The following is an 18356-nucleotide window of genomic DNA, read 5'->3' on the forward strand; positions in this document are numbered from 1 at the left end:
AAAATTGTAGACATTTTTTAATTGGATTGTGAACAGTTGAAAGCCTTGTGCACCGTGGCTCTTGGCCCAAAGTCATACGCTACAGGCCTTGACAGGGGTGACTGGGCAGTCTTGTAGGGACTATGCGACACGCGTATCCTCGGCGGTCCGTCTGTCCAACAGTAAAAAGCGGAATGCCCACATGTCTGATTTGAAAACTGCCGCTCTCGAATATCATGCCAATCCTCGTCCAGGAAAGCTGAGTGTCGAGCTCACCAAGGCCACTGCTACCGCTCGTGATCTGGCGCTGGCCTACAGCCCCGGCGTAGCCGAACCGGTACGCGAAATCGCTCGCGATCCGGAACTGGCCTACAAGTACACCGGCAAAGGCAACCTGGTTGCCGTCATTTCCGATGGCACCGCGATTCTCGGCCTGGGTAACCTCGGCCCACTGGCCTCCAAGCCTGTGATGGAAGGCAAGGGCGTACTGTTCAAGCGTTTCGCCGGCATCGATGTATTCGACATCGAAGTCGACTCCGAAAGCCCGCAAGCCTTCATCGACACCGTCAAGCGCATCTCCATCACCTTCGGTGGCATCAACCTGGAAGACATCAAGGCTCCAGAGTGCTTTGAGATCGAGCGCGCTCTGATCGAGCAGTGCGACATTCCGGTCTTCCACGATGACCAGCACGGCACCGCGATCGTGACCGCAGCCGGCATGATCAACGCCCTGGAAATCGCTGGCAAAACCCTGTCCGACGCCAAGATCGTCTGCCTGGGTGCCGGTGCTGCCGCCATCTCCTGCATGAAACTGCTGGTGAGCATGGGTGCGCAGATCGAGAACATTTTCATGGTTGACCGTACCGGTGTGATCCACTCCGGCCGTGATGACCTGAATCAGTACAAGGCCGTGTTTGCCCACGCGACCGACAAGCGCACCCTGGCCGATGCCCTGCAAGGCGCCGACGTGTTCGTGGGTCTGTCCGGTCCGAACCTGCTGAGCGCTGAAGGCCTGAAGTCCATGGCGCCGAACCCGATCGTGTTCGCCTGCTCGAACCCTGATCCGGAAATCGCTCCAGAGCTGGCTCACGCCACCCGTGATGACGTGATCATGGCCACTGGCCGTTCGGACTACCCGAACCAGGTGAACAACGTTCTGGGCTTCCCGTTCATCTTCCGTGGTGCCCTGGACGTTCGCGCCAAGCGCATCAACGAAGAAATGAAGATCGCTGCAGCCAACGCCCTGCGTGAACTGGCCAAGCTGCCAGTGCCTCAGGAAGTGTGCGACGCCTACGGCGGCATCAAGCTGGAATTCGGTCGTGAGTACATCATTCCGAAGCCAATGGATGCCCGCCTGATCACCGTGATCTCCGATGCCGTGGCCAAGGCTGCCATCGAGACCGGCGTTGCGACCCTGCCGTATCCGAAGAACTACCCGCTCAAAAGCGTGGATGATGTGTTCAACGGCTAAGCTGTTGTAGCGTCATGCAAAAAGCCCCGGCTCTCGCGAGCCGGGGCTTTTTTGTGGGCGCTTTGTGCCCTGTCATGGCCTTGCCGTAGGAGCGGGCTCGCCCGCGAAGAGGCCGGTAAACCAGGTAAGACACCCATCGACCTTCGCTGGCCAGCCGGCTCCTGCAGGCTTAGAACAGATCGATCGGTGCCGCTTCGTCCGCCGGCAACGGGCTGCCCGGAGCGACCCCATTGCCCAGCTCGTTGACTGAGGGCGGAGTGTCTTCGCTCTTGAACAGCTCGAAATAGGCATTCGGTGTGCCTGGGGTGGCCGCGCGGCCGCTGACCGGGTCGACCCGCAGGCTGAGGATGCCTTCCGGCTCCGCCTGGGTGTGCGCCGGCTTGTCCTTGAGGGCGGCGCCCATGAAGTTAATCCAGATCGGCAGAGCCACAGTGCCGCCGTACTCACGGCGTCCCAGGCTTTCCGGCTGGTCAAAGCCGGTCCACACGGTGGTCACGTAGTCAGCGTTGTAGCCGGAGAACCAAGCGTCCTTGGATTCGTTGGTAGTACCGGTCTTGCCGGCCAGGTCCGTACGGCCCAGGGACAGGGCCCGGCGTCCGGTGCCCAGCTTGATCACGTCCTGGAGCATGCTGTTGAGGATGTAGGTGGTGCGCCCGTCGATGATCCGCTCGGCGACCGCGGGGGTCTGCACGGGGGCCTGGATCGGATTTTCGCCCGCCACGGTATTGACCGTGAAGCTGTGTTCCGGCGCCGCAATGCCGCTGCTGGTGGTATCCCCGGTGGGGACGCTGGGCGGGTTGGCGCTGAACAGCATCTCGCCGTTGCGGCTTTCGATCTTGTCGATGATGTATGGGGTGATCTTGTAGCCGCCGTTGGCAAAGGTGCTCCAGCCAGTGGCGATCTCCATGGGCGTCAGGGTCGCGGTGCCCAGTGCCAGGGACAGGTTGCGCGGCAGGTCCTGCTTGTTGAAGCCGAACTTGCTGATGTAGTCGATGGTGTGGTCCACACCCATGCTCTGTAGCAGGCGGATCGATACCAGGTTGCGCGACTTGTACAACGCTTCACGCATGCGGATCGGGCCGAGGAAGGTGTTGGTGTCGTTCTTCGGACGCCAGACCTTGTCCAGGTACTCATCGACAAACACGATCGGGGCGTCATTGACCAGGCTGGCCGCGGTGTAGCCATTGTCCAGGGCTGCGCTATAGACGAACGGCTTGAAGCTCGAGCCGGGTTGGCGCTTGGCCTGCATCGCACGGTTGTAGTTGCTCTGCTCGAAGGCAAAGCCCCCCACCAGCGCACGGATCGCGCCGTTTTTCGGGTCCAGGGTCACCAAGGCGCCTTGGGCGACCGGGATCTGGCTGAACTTCAGCGAATTGTCCGCCTGACGCTGTACGCGAATCAGGTCGCCGACCTGAGCCACGTCCGCCGGCTGGCGAGGGACGGCGCCCATGCTGTTGGTGTTGAGGAACGGCCGGGCCCATTTCATGGTGTCCCAGGCCACATGCTCCTCGCCGTTGCGAGTCAGCACTTGTACGCCTTTCTTCTCGACCTGGGTGACGATCGCCGGCTCCAGGCCGCTGATGGTCCGCTGCTTGGTCAGTTCGGTGGCCCAGGCCGCCTGAGTCTTGCCTGGCAGGCGGGACTCAGGCCCGCGATAGCCGTGGCGCTGGTCGTAGGTCATCAAGCCTTCATGGACTGCGGTGTTGGCCATTTCCTGCAGATCGCTGGGCACCGTGGTGGTGACTCGGAAACCTTCGGTATAAGCGTCGCTGCCATAGCGGCCAACCATCTCGGCACGGGCCATCTCGGCGATGTACGGCGCGCTCACTTCCGGTGTCGGCACGTGATAGCTGGCGTTGAGCGGCTCGTTGATGGCTTCGGTGTAGGCCGCTTCGGTGATCTTGCCGAGCTTGTACATGCGCCCCAGGATCCAGTCACGACGCTCCTTGCTGCGCGCCGGGTTGGCCAGGGGGTTGAAGCGCGATGGGGCCTTGGGCAGGCCGGCGATCATCGCCATCTGCGCCAGGCTCACGTCGCGAATGGACTTGCCGTAATACACCTGGGCCGCAGCCTCGATGCCATAGGCGCGGTTGCCCAGATAGATCTTGTTGACGTACAGCTCGAGGATCTCGTCCTTGGTCAACTGCCGCTCGATCTGCAGGGCCAGGAGGATTTCTGTGGTCTTGCGCGAGAAGCTGCGCTCGCTGCTGAGGAAGAAGTTTTTCGCCACCTGCATGGTGATGGTGCTGCCGCCGGACTGGATGTGTCCGCTTTTGACCAATTGGGTCGCAGCGCGCATCAGGCTGCTGGGGTCAACTCCGTAATGGTTAGCGAAGTTGTCGTCTTCAGCACTTAGTAACGCATTGATGAAGTTGGGGGGAATTTCGGCGAAACGTATAGGGGTACGGCGCATTTCGCCAAATTCTGCGATCAACTTGCCGTCGCTGCTGTACACCCGCAGAGGAATCTGCAACTGGATACTTCTCAAGGCCTCAACCGAGGGAAGGCCGGGACTAAGATAGAGAAACGCACCGGAGAGGGCGAGAAGCAGCCCGCAGAACACAGCGACGATGGACCACCCGAAAAACTTCAGCAGACGAATCAAGGCTTTTGGATTTCCAGAGAAAGGAATGAATTAGGCGTCAGGGCATTCAAGGTATTCAGGGACCGACCTACGCAGCAGGAAAGCGGAAAAAAAACGCTGCGCATTATAAGCATTTTCCGCCGAGAGCGTCATTTGCCCGTCTGTCAAGACGTGGCGAACGAGTGCAATTGAGCTCAGGAAGTTCGTAAGTTACGGATAGTCATAGGGAAATGATCGTGCTTGGACTCTTCAGCAAAAAGTCGGGTTCCCTGCTGGGGATCGACATCAGTGCGACATCGGTCACGCTTCTGGCTCTGAGTCACCAGCGGCGCAGCTATCGAGTCGAGGCTTATGCCAGGGAAGACCTGGCTTCGGACCCGTTCGGGACCGATCCCGAGGCGCTGGCCAGGGTGTTGTCCCGGGCCTGGCTCAAGAGCGGCAGCCGTAGCCGGGATGTGGCTGTGGCGGTGTCGGGCGAGGCAGTGATCAGCAAGCTGATCGAGATGCCGGCCGGGCTCGGCGACGATGAGCTGGAACATCAGCTCCAGCTGGAGGCGGCCCAGTACATTCCTTATCCCCTTGAGGACGTGGCCATTGATTTCGAGGTCCAGGGCGCCGTGCCCGGTGATCCCCAGCGGGTTCAGGTGCTGCTGGTGGCCTGTCGCAACGAGGATGTCGAAGCCCTGGAAGCGCCAATGACCCTGGCAGGCCTGACGCCAAGGGTGGTGGATACCGCGCCCCTTGCCCTGCAGCGTTGTCTGGCAATGCTGACGGAGTCGTTGCCGTCTGCATCGCCCTTGGCCGTGGCGCTGTTGGACATAGGTGCGGATATGACCACGTTCTGCGTGATGCACGGCCAGCGAATCATCTATAGCCAGGAGCAGTTGTTTGGCAGTCGACAGCTGACCCAGGCGTTGGAGCGCCGCTACGCGCTGACCCTGGATCAGGCGTTGCTGGCCGAGCGCCAGGGCTGTTTGCCCCAAGGTTGTGCCGAGGACACGCTGCGGCCGTTCGAGCAAGCGTTGTTGCAGCAGGCGCATCGTTCCTTGCAACTGTTTGCCGAGTCGCCGCAACAACAGCCTGTTGAGCGGTTGCTGCTGGCCGGTGACGGCAGCCGCTTGACCGGTCTTGATGGTCGGCTAGCAGAACAAGTGGGAATCGTCACAGTCATCGCCGATCCGTTCGTCAGCATGTCCATTGCTCCCCATGTGGATGCCCGAGCGCTTGCTGAACAGGCGCCGTACCTGCTGCGTGCCTGCGGTCTGGCCCTGCGAGGGTTTGATTGATGGCCGGCATCAACCTTCTTCCCTGGCGCGAGGCCGCACGAGCGTTGCGCCGCCGACGTTTCCTCCAGGCATTGGCGGCAATGCTGGTGCTGGGTGTAGGGCTTGTGCTCCTGGCCGATGCCTGCATCGACCGGCTGATCGGTCGGCAACAGGCTCGCAACCAATATCTGAGGCAGGCGACGGTTGGCCTGGATAACCAAATTGCCACCATTCACCAACTCAAGGTCCAGCGTCAGCAACTGGTGGAGCGCATGGGGGTCATTGAGGATCTGCAAGGCAGCCGCTCGGCCAGTGTGCGGATTTTTCAGCAATTGGCCCGCAGCCTGCCCGCTGGCTTGTACTTTACCGAGGTGGGTCTGCTGGGGCAGAGCCTGAGCATTAGTGGGGCCGCGGAGTCCAATCAGCGGGTGTCCGAGTTGATGCGCAATCTGCAGTCCGCCGAGGGGTTTGCCGCACCCAGTCTGACCGAGGTGAAGCATGTTGTGGCGGCGGATCAGGGGTTGGGCAATCTGTTTCGGCTCAACGTTGGGTGGATGCCCTTGCTGCCGCAGGAGGCCCCGCGATGAGCCTGGGACATTGGTTGGCGCAGTTGCGTAGTACCGATCTACGGGAGCTGGAACTGAGCAACCTCGGTTGCTGGCCCGGGCCGATCAAGGCGCTGCTGGCGGTCTTGCTTCTGCTACTGCCCCAGGTGGCGGGCTATAGCTTTTACCTGAGTCCGCATCTGGAGACGCTGGGGCAACTGCGCCGGGAGGAGCATCGATTCAAGCTGCAGTTCGCTGACAAAGCTGGAAAGGTCGCCAATCTTGAGCGCTACCGTGAGCAGCTTGGGGCCCTGCAGGACAGCTTCTCTCTGGTGGTGCGCCAGTTGCCCAGCGAGACCGAGGTCCCAGGACTGCTGGAAGACATCAGTCGCATGGGGCAGGACAGCAGCCTGGTGTTCGAGGAAATCAAGCTGCAACCGGAGGTGGTCCGGGAGTTTTATGTCGAGCTGCCAATTCAGATCGCGGTCACTGGTGCCTATCACGACCTGGCGACTTTCGTCAGTGGCGTCGCCGGTCTGCCGAGAGTCGTCACCTTGCATGATTTTCAGATCAAGCCCGTGGACAGGGGCAATTCCACACAACTGCGCATGAGCATCGAGGCGCGGACCTACAGGTATGACAGTCGGGAGCCTCACTCATGATCGGTTCGCGTTGCTGGGTGCTCGGTTGTTTCTGTGTGGCACTGCTGGGATGTGAAGGTGGCGCTGACTTTGCCGACCTGGATGCCTACATGAGTGAGGTGCACCTGCAATCACCGGGGGCGATTGATCCGCCTCCGGTCATGCGCTCCTACCCCTCGGTCACTTATGGCGCCAGCGCGCTGCGCAGCCCATTTCAGCCACCCCAAAGAGTCGAGCAGATCACTGCTCGACAGGGCGCGAGTGCTGTCCGGCCCAATTCGCGGCGGGTCCGGCAACATCTTGAGGGCTTCGATATCGAGCAGTTGCAAATGGTCGGGACTCTGTCCCGTGCCTCCGGCCGCTTTGCGCTGTTGCGCAGCGCAGGCGGTGTCTTTCCCTTGCAGGTCGGTGATTACCTGGGGCGAAACGAGGGCCGGATCGTGGCCATCAGCGAGTCCCGGGTGGACGTGGTGGAAATTGTCGCCGATGGAGCGGGAGCCTGGCAGGAGCGGCCGCGAACACTGTCTCTGAAAAAACACTCTTAAGTGGAATCTGCAAAATGAACAGGACTGTTTCAGCCTTCGGTGTGGCGCTATGGATAGTGCTGCTGGCATCGCTGGTTGGCGCCACCGCGCTCAGGGCCTTCGCCTCTGAAGAGCACAATCGATTTGCCAGCAGCCCCCCGCTTGAGCCGGAAAACATTGGGGTTTCAGGTGAGGGCGCAACGCGTCTGCCCGGTGAAAGGCTTTCGCTGAATTTCCAGGACATCGAGGTGCGCGCGGTGCTGCAACTGATCGCCGATTTCACCGGGCTCAATCTGGTGGCCAGTGACACCGTGCAAGGCAATATCACCTTGCGCTTGCAGAGCGTGCCCTGGGACCAGGCTCTGGATCTGGTACTCAAGACCAAGGGGCTGGATAAGCGCAAGGTCGGGAACGTTTTGCTGGTGGCTCCGGCGGATGAGATCGCGGCCCGCGAGCGCCAGGAGCTGGAGTTGCAGACGCAGTTGGAAAACCTGGCGCCCTTGCGCCGGGATCTGCTGCAGGTCAATTACGCCAGGGCTGCGGATATCGCCAGGCTGTTCCAGTCCGTGACCGGTACCGAGGAGAAGGTTGGCGAACGTGGCTCCATCACCGTGGATGAGCGCACCAACAACATCATTGCCTACCAGACCCAGGAGCGCCTCGATGAGCTGCGGCGCATGGTCATTCAGCTGGACGTCCCGGTGCGTCAGGTGATGATCGAGGCGCGAATCGTCGAGGCCAACATCGACTACGACAAGAGCCTGGGCGTGCGCTGGGGCGGCTCGGTGCAAAACAGGGGCAACTGGAATGCTTCCGGGGTGCAGAGCGGCGCCAAAGGCTCTTCGACCATCGGCACCCCGGGCAGCAGTGGCAGCAATTCGCCCTTCGTCGATCTGGGTGTCACGGCCAACACCTCGGGCATCGGCGTTGCCTACATCACTGACAGCGTGCTGCTGGACCTGGAGCTGACCGCCATGGAGAAGACCGGCAATGGTGAAATCGTGTCCCAGCCCAAGGTGGTCACTTCCGACAAGGAAACCGCGAGGATTCTCAAGGGCACCGAAATTCCCTACCAGGAAGCCAGTTCCAGTGGCGCCACTTCAGTGTCGTTCAAGGAGGCCTCGCTGTCTCTTGAGGTGACGCCGCAGATCACCCCGGACAACCGCATCATCATGGACGTCAAGGTCACCAAGGATGAGCCGGATTACCTGAACAAGGTTCAGGATGTGCCGCCGATCAAGAAGAACGAGGTCAATGCCAAGGTCCTGGTCACTGATGGCGAGACCATCGTCATCGGTGGGGTTTTCTCCAATACCCAAAGCAAGGTTGTAGATAAAGTGCCATTTCTTGGCGATGTGCCGTATCTTGGCCGCCTTTTCCGGCGTGACGTGGTGTCGGAGAAAAAATCCGAGCTGCTGGTATTTCTCACTCCGCGTATCATGAACAACCAGGCGATTGCTGTGAGTCGTTGATTCTGTGCGAAATTTGATTCTTGTTGGGCCGATGGGGGCTGGAAAAAGCACCATAGGCCGCTTACTGGCCAAAGAGCTGCGCCTGCCATTCAAAGATTCCGATAAGGAAATTGAACTGCGTACAGGCGCGAATATTCCGTGGATCTTCGATAAAGAAGGCGAGCCGGGCTTTCGCGATCGTGAGCAGGCGATGATCGCCGAGCTCTGTGGCACCGACGGCGTGGTCCTGGCTACCGGCGGTGGTGCGGTGATGCGCGAAGCCAATCGTCGGGCGCTGCATGCCGGTGGACGAGTGGTCTATCTGCACGCTTCGGTGGAACAGCAGGTAGGGCGCACCGCCCGGGACCGCAATCGTCCCTTGCTGCGCACCGCCGATCCGGCCAAGACCCTGCGCGACCTGTTGGAAATCCGTGATCCGCTTTATCGGGAAATCGCCGACCTGGTGGTGGAAACCGATGAGCGGCCGCCACGAATGGTGGTGCTGGACATACTCGAGCGCCTGCAGCAGCTGCCACCCCGTTAATGCGTCGAGCGAAATGCGCTATTCTCGGCGTCGCGCCACGACCGCCAAGGTGTGGCGCAGAGCTATCGGGCAGCGTCAGAAGACCAGACGAGGCCCATCGTCAATACAAGGCACAACGCCTGCTTCCATCTTCACTGTGGGGACACATGCAGACACTTAAGGTCGATCTAGGCGAGCGCAGCTACCCGATTCACATTGGTGAAGGACTGTTGGACCGGCCCGAGCTGCTGGTGCCCCATATCGCCGGGCGGCAAGTGGCGATCATTTCCAATGCGACCGTTGCGCCGCTGTACCTTGAGCGTTTGACCCGCAGTCTGGCGCAGTTTTCGGTGATTTCGGTGGTCCTGCCCGATGGCGAGGCCTACAAGAACTGGGAAACCCTGCAACTGATCTTCGACGGCCTGCTCACTGCGCGCCACGACCGTCGGACCACCATCATTGCCCTCGGCGGCGGAGTGATCGGCGACATGGCCGGCTTTGCCGCCGCCTGCTATCAGCGCGGCGTGGACTTTATCCAGATTCCTACCACCCTGTTGTCCCAGGTGGACTCCTCGGTGGGGGGCAAGACGGGCATCAACCACCCCCTAGGCAAGAACATGGTTGGCGCTTTCTATCAGCCGAACGTGGTGCTGATCGATACCACCAGCCTCAATACCCTGCCGAACCGTGAACTGTCGGCGGGCCTGGCGGAAGTGATCAAGTACGGCCTGATCTGCGACGAGCCGTTCCTGACCTGGCTGGAAGAGAATGTCGATCGCCTGCGGTCCCTGGACCAGCAGGCGCTGACCTATGCCATCGAACGCTCCTGCGCGGCCAAGGCTGCGGTGGTCGGTGCCGACGAGCGTGAATCGGGGGTGCGTGCCACCCTCAACCTGGGCCATACCTTCGGCCATGCGATCGAGACTCATATGGGCTACGGTGTCTGGCTGCATGGTGAGGCGGTAGCTGCTGGCACCGTAATGGCCTTGGAAATGTCCGCGCGCCTGGGCTGGATCACCAGCCAGGAGCGTGACCGCGGTATTCGTCTGTTCCAGCGCGCGGGCTTGCCGGTCATCCCGCCTGAAGAGATGACCGAAGCGGACTTCCTCGAACATATGGCAATTGACAAGAAAGTGATCGACGGTCGTTTGCGTCTGGTGCTGTTGCGCCGCATGGGCGAAGCCGTAGTGACCGACGATTATCCGAAAGAGATTTTACAGGCCACGCTGGGAGCGGATTACCGCGCCCTGGCTCAGCTTAAAGGTTAATAAGATCCCGATGACTAGTTTGCACGCCGACGAGGCTTTCCTCGGCCATTACCAGTTGAGCCATGATCCTTTCGCTCCCCGGGTCCCTGGCTTCAAATTCTTTCCTGCCCAACGCAAGCCTGTGCTGGGGCAGTTGCATCACCTGGCACGTTACAGTCAGCTGCTGCTGGTAGTCACCGGCCCTCAGGGCAGTGGCAAGACGCTGTTGCGTCAGGCTCTGGTCGCCAGTACCAACAAGCAATCGGTGCAAAGCGTGGTGGTTTCCGCCCGTGGCGCCAGCGATGCTGCCGGAGTGTTGCACCAGGTAGCCCAGGCCTTGAACGTGGCCCAGGCCGAGATCGGCGCAATCCTCGCCCAAGTGGTGCAACTGGCCCTGACCGGTCAGGAAGTCTACCTGCTGGTGGATGATGCCGAGCAGCTTGACGAGTCTGCACTTGAGGCCCTGCTGGCCCTGGCGGCGGGCGCTCCGGAAGGTCGCCCTCATGTATTCCTGTTCGGCGAGTCGTCGCTGATCGCGTCCCTGGATCAGTTGAGCGCCGAGGAAGAGCGCTTCCACGTCATCGAATTGCAGCCATACACCGAAGAGGAAACCCGTGAATATCTGGCTCAGCGCCTCGAGGGCGCGGGTCAGGGCATCGAACTTTTCTCCGCAGATCAGATCAGTGATATTCACGAAAGCTCCGATGGCTGGCCGGGCAACATCAACCAGGTCGCCAGGGATGCAATGATCGAAGCCATGATCGCCAGCCGCTCCGCGGTCAAGCGTCCAAGTATGGGGTTCAACATGCCGAAGAAACACGTATTGGCCATTTCCGCTGTAGTGGTTGTGGCCGTGGCTGCAGCCTGGTTGATGCCGGGTCGCAGCAAGGCGCCAACCACCGGGGCTCCGGCCAGCGAGCAAGCGCAACTGCCCCTCGGGCAGACACCGACACCGAATGCCAATGGCAGTCCATCGGTGGAATTTGCCGGCTCGTCTCAGCCGATGCCGCTGCCGTTGGTCGGCCAGTCGCAACCGGTCATGCGCGGTCCTCTGGCTGAAGCCGCAGGCGGTATCACCGAGGGCGACGATGGGGTTCCTGTGGAAGGCTCCAGTGCCGTTCCGCCAACCGTGACCACCACCGCGCCGCCTGCTGGTGCAGTGGCCAGCCCTGCACCGACTCCGACTCCGGCCCCGACCCAGGTCGCCACCGCCAAGCCGACCCCTGCGCCCAAGCCGGTAGAGAAACCGGTTGCTGCCAAGCCGGCTCCGGCCGCCAAGCCAGCGGAAAAGCCGGTCACTGTAGCCAAGGCTGCCGGTGGCAGTTGGTACGCCGGACAAGCGCCAGGCAACTACGTGGTGCAGATTCTCGGCACCAGCTCGGAAGCCGCCGCGCAGAATTTTGTTAAGGAACAGGGCGGTGAATACCGCTACTTCAAGAAAGTCCTCAACGGCAAGCCGCTGTATGTGATCACCTACGGCAACTTCGCAAGCCGCGATGCAGCGGTCAGCGCCATCAAATCCTTGCCAGCGAAGGTTCAGGCTGGTAAACCTTGGCCTCGCACTGTCGCTAGCGTTCAACAAGAACTGGCAACAACTCGCTGAAGATTCGGCGGCCTTACCCAGGCCGCCTCTCCCGGCAACCTCAAATTTCCGCATCGGCATGCTGCCTTACCGGCCGCGTGCCTTGTGGTGTCTGCGTCACAGTAGTTTTTGAGTCGCGGCAGTCAAAAGCAAAACTTTTTGACTAGCACAGCATATCGCTTTAAAACGTTCATAAATGCGACATGAATTTGCGACAGATCGTCGTCAAATTTGTGGGGCTTTGTGTCGGTGTGTACAATGACCTCCCTTTTGCCCCCGCAAAGCTGGCGTACGTTCGGCGTGGACGGTAAGTGGTTGAATTGAAAAGAAATTTGTCTCGATAAGAGGCAGCCTGGTGAGAAAGTGTCTATGAAAGCAGGTCTGTACCAACCAGATGAGTTTAAGGATAACTGTGGTTTCGGCCTGATAGCCCATATGCAGGGCGAACCCAGTCATACCCTGTTGAAAACGGCCATTGAGGCCCTGACCTGCATGACCCACCGCGGTGGGATCAACGCGGACGGCAAGACCGGCGACGGTTGCGGTCTGCTGATGCAAAAGCCCGACCTGTTCCTGCGCGCCGTCGCCACGGAGCATTTCGGCGTCGAACTGCCCAAGCAATATGCAGTGGGCATGGTGTTCTTCAACCAGGACCCGGTGAAAGCCGAAGCCGCTCGCGAAAACATGAACCGCGAGATCCTGGCCGCCGGCCTGCAGCTGGTGGGCTGGCGCAAAGTACCGATCGATACCAGTGTGCTCGGGCGTCTGGCCCTGGAGCGCCTGCCACAGATCGAACAAGTGTTCATCGGCGGCCAGGGTCTGAGCGACCAGGACTTTGCCATCAAGCTGTTCAGTTCCCGTCGTCGCTCCTCGGTGGCCAACGCCGCCGACACCGACCACTACATCTGCAGCTTTTCCCACAAGACCATCATTTATAAAGGCCTGATGATGCCGGCGGACCTCGCCGCCTTCTATCCGGACCTGGGTGATCCGCGCCTGCAGACCGCGATCTGCGTGTTCCACCAGCGCTTCTCCACCAACACCCTGCCGAAATGGCCGCTGGCCCAGCCATTCCGCTTCCTCGCCCACAACGGCGAGATCAACACCATCACCGGCAACCGCAACTGGGCCGTGGCCCGGCGTACCAAGTTCGCCAACGACCTGATCCCGGACCTGGAAGAGCTCGGCCCGCTGGTCAACCGCGTGGGCTCCGACTCCTCGAGCATGGACAACATGCTGGAGCTGATGGTCACCGGCGGCATCGACCTGTTCCGCGGCGTGCGCATGATCATTCCGCCAGCGTGGCAGAACGTCGAGACCATGGACGCCGACCTGCGCGCGTTCTACGAATACAACTCCATGCACATGGAGCCGTGGGACGGCCCGGCCGGCGTGGTCATGACCGACGGTCGCTACGCCGTCTGCCTGCTGGACCGCAATGGCCTGCGCCCGGCGCGCTGGGTCACCACCAAGAACGGCTTCATCACCCTGGCTTCGGAAATCGGCGTGTGGAACTACCAGCCCGAGGACGTGATCGCCAAGGGCCGTGTGGGGCCAGGGCAGATCTTTGCCGTGGACACCGAAACCGGGCAGATCCTCGACACTGACGCCATCGACAACCGCTTGAAATCCCGTCATCCATACAAGCAATGGCTGCGCAAGAACGCTCTGCGCATCCAGGCCACCATGGAAGACAACGACCACGGTTCGGCCTTCTACGATGTCGACCAGCTCAAGCAGTACATGAAGATGTACCAGGTCACCTTCGAAGAGCGTGACCAGGTGCTGCGTCCGCTGGGCGAACAGGGCTACGAGGCGGTGGGCTCCATGGGCGATGACACGCCGATGGCGGTGCTGTCCCAGCGCGTGCGTACCCCTTACGACTACTTCCGCCAGCAGTTCGCCCAGGTCACCAACCCGCCGATCGACCCGCTGCGCGAAGCCATCGTCATGTCCCTGGAGATCTGCCTCGGTGCCGAGCGCAACATCTTCCAGGAGTCGCCTGAGCACGCTTCGCGGGTGATCCTCAGCTCGCCAGTGATCTCCCCGGCCAAGTGGCGTTCGCTGATGAACCTCGATCGCCCGGGCTTCGAGCGCCAGGTCATCGACCTCAACTACGACGAGAGCGTCGGTCTGGAAGCGGCAATCCGCAATGTCGCCGACCAGGCTGAAGAAGCCGCGCGCGCCGGCCGCACCCAGATCGTCCTCAGCGACCGTCATATCGCGCCGGGCAAGCTGCCGATCCACGCCTCCCTGGCCACGGGCGCAGTGCACCATCGCCTGACCGAAAAAGGCCTGCGTTGCGACTCCAACATCCTGGTGGAAACCGCCACCGCCCGCGATCCGCACCACTTTGCGGTGCTGATCGGTTTTGGTGCTTCGGCGGTCTATCCGTTCCTGGCCTATGAAGTGCTGGGGGACCTGATCCGTACCGGCGAAGTGCTGGGCGACCTCTACGAGGTGTTCAAGAACTACCGCAAGGGCATTACCAAGGGCCTGTTGAAGATCCTGTCGAAGATGGGCATCTCCACCATCGCCTCCTACCGTGGCGCGCAGCTGTTCGAAGCCATCGGCCTGTCCGAGGAAGTTTGCAACCTGAGCTTCCGTGGCGTGCCGAGCCGGATCAAGGGCGCACGTTTCGTCGACATCGAAGCCGAGCAGAAAGCCCTGGCGGCCGAAGCCTGGAGCCCGCGCAAGCCGATCCAGCAAGGCGGCCTGCTGAAGTTCGTCCACGGCGGCGAATACCACGCCTACAACCCGGACGTGGTCAACACCCTGCAAGCCGCCGTGCAGCAGGGCGACTACGCCAAGTTCAAGGAATACACCGCGCTGGTGGATAACCGCCCGGTGTCGATGATCCGTGACCTGTTCCAAGTGAAGATCCTGGACACGCCGATGGACATCAGCGAAGTCGAGCCCCTGGAGTCGATCCTCAAGCGCTTCGACTCCGCGGGCATTTCCCTGGGCGCCTTGTCCCCCGAGGCCCACGAAGCCCTGGCCGAAGCCATGAACCGCCTCGGTGCGCGTTCCAACTCCGGTGAAGGCGGCGAAGATCCGGCGCGCTACGGCACCATCAAGAGCTCCAAGATCAAGCAAGTGGCCACTGGCCGGTTCGGTGTGACCCCGGAATACCTGGTCAACGCCGAAGTGCTGCAGATCAAGGTGGCCCAGGGCGCCAAGCCCGGCGAAGGCGGCCAACTGCCCGGCGGCAAGGTCAACGGCCTGATCGCCAAGCTGCGTTACGCCGTGCCCGGCGTGACCCTGATCTCGCCACCGCCGCACCACGACATCTACTCCATCGAAGACCTGTCGCAGCTGATCTTCGACCTCAAGCAGGTCAACCCTCAGGCCCTGGTTTCGGTGAAGCTGGTGGCGGAAGCCGGTGTCGGCACCATCGCTGCCGGTGTGGCCAAGGCCTATGCCGACCTGATCACCATCTCCGGCTATGACGGCGGCACCGGCGCTTCGCCGCTGACCTCGATCAAGTACGCCGGTGCGCCGTGGGAACTGGGCCTGGCGGAAACCCACCAGACCCTGCGCGGCAACGACCTGCGCGGCAAGGTCCGGGTGCAGACCGACGGCGGCCTGAAAACCGGCATCGACGTGATCAAGGCGGCCATCCTCGGCGCTGAAAGCTTCGGCTTCGGCACCGCGCCGATGATCGCCCTGGGCTGCAAGTACTTGCGCATCTGCCACCTGAACAACTGCGCCACTGGCGTGGCGACGCAGAACGAGAAGCTGCGCAAGGATCACTACATCGGCACCGTCGACATGGTGGTGAACTTCTTCACCTACGTCGCCGAGGAAACCCGTGAGTGGCTGGCCAAGCTCGGCGTGCGCTCCCTGGAGGAACTGATCGGTCGTACCGATCTGTTGGAAATCCTCGAAGGCCAGACCGCCAAGCAGCACCACCTGGATCTGACCCCGTTGCTGGGCAGCGACCATATCCCGGCGGACAAACCGCAGTTCTGCCAGGTGGACCGCAACCCGCCCTTCGACAAGGGCCTGCTGGCCGAGAAAATGGTCGAGATGGCGCGTTCGGCGATCAACGACAAGAGCGGTGCCGACTTCGCCCTGGATATCTGCAACTGCGACCGTTCCATCGGTGCGCGGATCTCCGGTGAAATTGCCAAGCTGCACGGCAACCAGGGCATGGCCCAGGCACCGATCACGTTCCGCTTCAAGGGCACTGCGGGGCAGAGCTTCGGCGTGTGGAACGCCGGGGGCCTGAACCTCTACCTGGAAGGCGATGCCAACGACTACGTGGGCAAGGGCATGACCGGCGGCAAGCTGGTGATCGTTCCGCCCAAGGGCAGCGTCTACAAGACTCAGGACAGCGCGATTATCGGCAACACCTGCCTGTATGGCGCCACTGGCGGCAAGCTGTTCGCCGCCGGCACCGCGGGCGAGCGTTTCGCCGTGCGTAACTCCGGTGCCCACACCGTGGTGGAAGGCACTGGCGATCACTGCTGCGAGTACATGACCGGTGGCTTTGTCTGCGTCCTGGGCAAGACCGGTTACAACTTCGGCTCAGGCATGACCGGCGGATTCGCCTACGTGCTCGACCAGGACAACACTTTCGTTGACCGGGTCAACCACGAACTGGTGGAAATCCAGCGGATCAGCGGCGAAGCGATGGAAGCCTATCGCAGCCACCTGCAGCGTGTGCTGAACGAGTATGTCGAGGAAACCGACAGCGAATGGGGTCGTAACCTCGCTGAGAACCTCGACGACTACTTGCGTCGCTTCTGGCTGGTCAAGCCCAAGGCGGCGAGCTTGAAGTCTCTGCTCTCCAGTACTCGTGCGAATCCGCAGTAACGCAGCTGCAGACTACGAGCCTCAAGCGGCAAGCTTGAAGCTCGTGCGCGGTGTGCCGACTTAATGTGATTGTCTTGCAGCTTGAAGCTCGTCGCTTGAGGCTGTCGTAAAGAGGTTCCTGAACATGGCCGAACGTCTCAATAACGACTTCCAGTTCATCGAGGTCGGGCGCAAAGACCCGAAGAAGAAACTGTTGCGTCAACGCAAGAAAGAGTTCGTGGAGATCTACGAACCCTTCAAACCCCAGCAGTCGGCCGACCAGGCCCACCGCTGCCTGGGTTGCGGCAACCCGTACTGCGAATGGAAGTGCCCGGTGCACAACTTCATTCCCAACTGGCTCAAGCTGGTGGCCGAGGGCAACATCCTCGCCGCCGCCGAGCTGTCGCATCAGACCAACACCCTGCCGGAAGTCTGCGGCCGGGTCTGCCCCCAGGACCGGCTGTGCGAGGGTGCCTGCACCCTCAACGACGGCTTTGGCGCGGTGACCATCGGCTCGGTGGAGAAGTACATCACCGACACCGCCTTCGCCATGGGCTGGCGCCCGGACATGTCCAAGGTCAAGCCCACTGGCAAGCGCGTGGCGATCATCGGTGCGGGCCCGGCGGGCCTGGGCTGTGCCGACGTGCTGGTGCGTGGCGGCGTGACCCCGGTGGTGTTCGACAAGAACCCGGAAATCGGCGGTCTGCTGACCTTCGGCATTCCCGAGTTCAAGCTGGAAAAGACCGTGCTGAGCAATCGTCGCGAAGTCTTCAGCGGCATGGGCATCGAGTTCCGCCTCAACACCGAGGTGGGCAAGGACGTGACCATGGAGCAACTGCTTGCCGAATACGATGCGGTGTTCATGGGCATGGGCACCTACACCTACATGAAGGGCGGCTTTGCCGGTGAGGACCTGCCGGGTGTGTACGACGCCCTGGATTTCCTGATCGCCAACGTCAACCGCAACCTGGGCTTTGAAAAGTCGCCGGAAGACTTTGTCGACATGAAGGGCAAGAAGGTGGTGGTACTGGGCGGTGGCGACACCGCGATGGACTGCAACCGCACCTCGATCCGCCAGGGCGCCAAGTCGGTGACCTGCGCCTATCGTCGTGACGAAGCCAACATGCCCGGCTCGCGCAAAGAGGTGAAGAACGCCAAGGAAGAAGGCGTGAAGTTCCTCTACAACCGCCAGCCGATCGCCATCGTCGGTGAAGACAAGGTCGAAGGCGTGAAGGTGGTCGAGACCCGTCTCGGCGAACCGGACGCCCGTGGCCGCCGCAGCCCCGAGCCGATTCCCGGCTCCGAAGAGATCATCCCGGCCGACGCCGTGGTCATCGCCTTCGGTTTCCGCCCGAGCCCGGCGCCGTGGTTCGAGCAGTTCAGCATCCAGACCGACAGCCAGGGCCGCGTCGTGGCGCCGGAGCAAGGCCAGTACAAGCACCAGACCAGCAACCCGAAAATCTTTGCCGGTGGCGACATGGTCCGCGGTTCCGATCTCGTGGTGACGGCGATCTTCGAAGGGCGTAACGCCGCCGAAGGCATCCTCGACTACCTGGGCGTTTAAGCTGCTGCGCTCGGCAATGCTGCGCGCTGCACGCCTGCGGCGCTACGCAGAAACAGACTCGGAATGCTCATTGACAGCAGTCAACTCCGCTTCCTCGTCTGTTTTCGCCTTGCCTTGCCTTCGCTCGCGACGCTTAAACAACTGCTTGTAGTCCGCGACAAATTGACCTGATACATAAAAGGC

11 protein-coding genes and 1 pseudogene are annotated in these 18356 nt (G+C 61.4%); 11 read left to right on the plus strand and 1 reads right to left on the minus strand.

Annotation, left to right across the window (positions count from 1 at the left end; all coding sequences use genetic code 11):
• The first annotated feature begins 181 nt into the window (after nt 1-181).
• Complete coding sequence (locus J5M73_RS26675) at nt 182-1450, plus strand: malic enzyme-like NAD(P)-binding protein (RefSeq protein WP_102862798.1); 1269 nt, start codon at nt 182-184, stop codon at nt 1448-1450.
• Between the two features lie 169 nt (nt 1451-1619).
• Here J5M73_RS26675 and J5M73_RS26680 read toward each other — a convergent pair whose 3' ends face one another.
• Complete coding sequence (locus J5M73_RS26680) at nt 1620-4052, minus strand: penicillin-binding protein 1A (RefSeq protein WP_207816491.1); 2433 nt, start codon at nt 4050-4052, stop codon at nt 1620-1622.
• A gap of 218 nt (nt 4053-4270) precedes the next feature.
• Between J5M73_RS26680 and pilM the strand changes: the two genes are divergently transcribed.
• From pilM to J5M73_RS26730, 10 genes and pseudogenes are all read left to right on the plus strand, one after another.
• Complete coding sequence (gene pilM / locus J5M73_RS26685) at nt 4271-5320, plus strand: type IV pilus assembly protein PilM (protein ID WP_207166955.1); 1050 nt, start codon at nt 4271-4273, stop codon at nt 5318-5320.
• On the plus strand, nt 5320-5886 hold the full coding sequence (locus J5M73_RS26690; RefSeq protein WP_207166956.1) for a PilN domain-containing protein: 567 nt from the start codon (nt 5320-5322) through the stop codon (nt 5884-5886). Before pilM ends, J5M73_RS26690 begins: the two co-directional genes overlap by 1 nt.
• Complete coding sequence (gene pilO, locus J5M73_RS26695) at nt 5883-6506, plus strand: type 4a pilus biogenesis protein PilO (RefSeq protein WP_115581442.1); 624 nt, start codon at nt 5883-5885, stop codon at nt 6504-6506. Before J5M73_RS26690 ends, pilO begins: the two co-directional genes overlap by 4 nt.
• Nucleotides 6503-7030, plus strand: a complete 528-nt coding sequence (locus J5M73_RS26700; RefSeq protein ID WP_102862802.1) for a pilus assembly protein PilP — start codon at nt 6503-6505, stop codon at nt 7028-7030. The genes pilO and J5M73_RS26700 overlap by 4 nt, the downstream gene beginning before the upstream one ends.
• 191 nt (nt 7031-7221) lie before the next feature.
• Nucleotides 7222-8481, plus strand: a pseudogene (locus J5M73_RS26705) (type IV pilus secretin PilQ family protein); the annotation flags it as partial.
• A gap of 4 nt (nt 8482-8485) precedes the next feature.
• The gene (gene aroK / locus J5M73_RS26710; protein ID WP_011058824.1) at nt 8486-9004 is read left to right on the plus strand and encodes a shikimate kinase AroK; all 519 of its coding nucleotides are present in this window, start codon (nt 8486-8488) and stop codon (nt 9002-9004) included.
• A gap of 146 nt (nt 9005-9150) precedes the next feature.
• A complete protein-coding gene (gene aroB / locus J5M73_RS26715) occupies nt 9151-10251 on the plus strand; it encodes a 3-dehydroquinate synthase (protein ID WP_102862804.1) in 1101 nt (366 codons plus the stop codon).
• A 10-nt stretch (nt 10252-10261) separates the two neighbouring features.
• On the plus strand, nt 10262-11833 hold the full coding sequence (locus J5M73_RS26720) for an AAA family ATPase (RefSeq protein WP_207166958.1): 1572 nt from the start codon (nt 10262-10264) through the stop codon (nt 11831-11833).
• A gap of 348 nt (nt 11834-12181) precedes the next feature.
• Nucleotides 12182-16630, plus strand: a complete 4449-nt coding sequence (gltB, locus tag J5M73_RS26725) for a glutamate synthase large subunit (protein ID WP_207816489.1) — start codon at nt 12182-12184, stop codon at nt 16628-16630.
• 124 nt (nt 16631-16754) lie between these two features.
• The gene (locus J5M73_RS26730; RefSeq protein WP_102862807.1) at nt 16755-18173 is read left to right on the plus strand and encodes an FAD-dependent oxidoreductase; all 1419 of its coding nucleotides are present in this window, start codon (nt 16755-16757) and stop codon (nt 18171-18173) included.
• The last annotated feature ends 183 nt before the right edge of the window (nt 18174-18356 follow it).

This window comes from Pseudomonas sp. 50_B (assembly GCF_017491625.1).
Classification (GTDB): Bacteria; Pseudomonadota; Gammaproteobacteria; order Pseudomonadales; family Pseudomonadaceae; genus Aquipseudomonas; species Aquipseudomonas danubii.

Excerpts from the sequence above, each read along its gene's own strand:
- J5M73_RS26675 (WP_102862798.1), top strand. The coding sequence starts at position 182 with ATGTCTGATTTGAAAACTGCCGCTCTCGAATATCATGCCAATCCTCGT.
- J5M73_RS26690 (WP_207166956.1), top strand. The coding sequence starts at position 5,320 with ATGGCCGGCATCAACCTTCTTCCCTGGCGCGAGGCCGCACGAGCGTTG.
- pilO (WP_115581442.1), top strand. The coding sequence starts at position 5,883 with ATGAGCCTGGGACATTGGTTGGCGCAGTTGCGTAGTACCGATCTACGG.
- J5M73_RS26700 (WP_102862802.1), top strand. The coding sequence starts at position 6,503 with ATGATCGGTTCGCGTTGCTGGGTGCTCGGTTGTTTCTGTGTGGCACTG.
- aroB (WP_102862804.1), top strand. The coding sequence starts at position 9,151 with ATGCAGACACTTAAGGTCGATCTAGGCGAGCGCAGCTACCCGATTCAC.
- J5M73_RS26720 (WP_207166958.1), top strand. The coding sequence starts at position 10,262 with ATGACTAGTTTGCACGCCGACGAGGCTTTCCTCGGCCATTACCAGTTG.
- gltB (WP_207816489.1), top strand. The coding sequence starts at position 12,182 with ATGAAAGCAGGTCTGTACCAACCAGATGAGTTTAAGGATAACTGTGGT.
- J5M73_RS26730 (WP_102862807.1), top strand. The coding sequence starts at position 16,755 with ATGGCCGAACGTCTCAATAACGACTTCCAGTTCATCGAGGTCGGGCGC.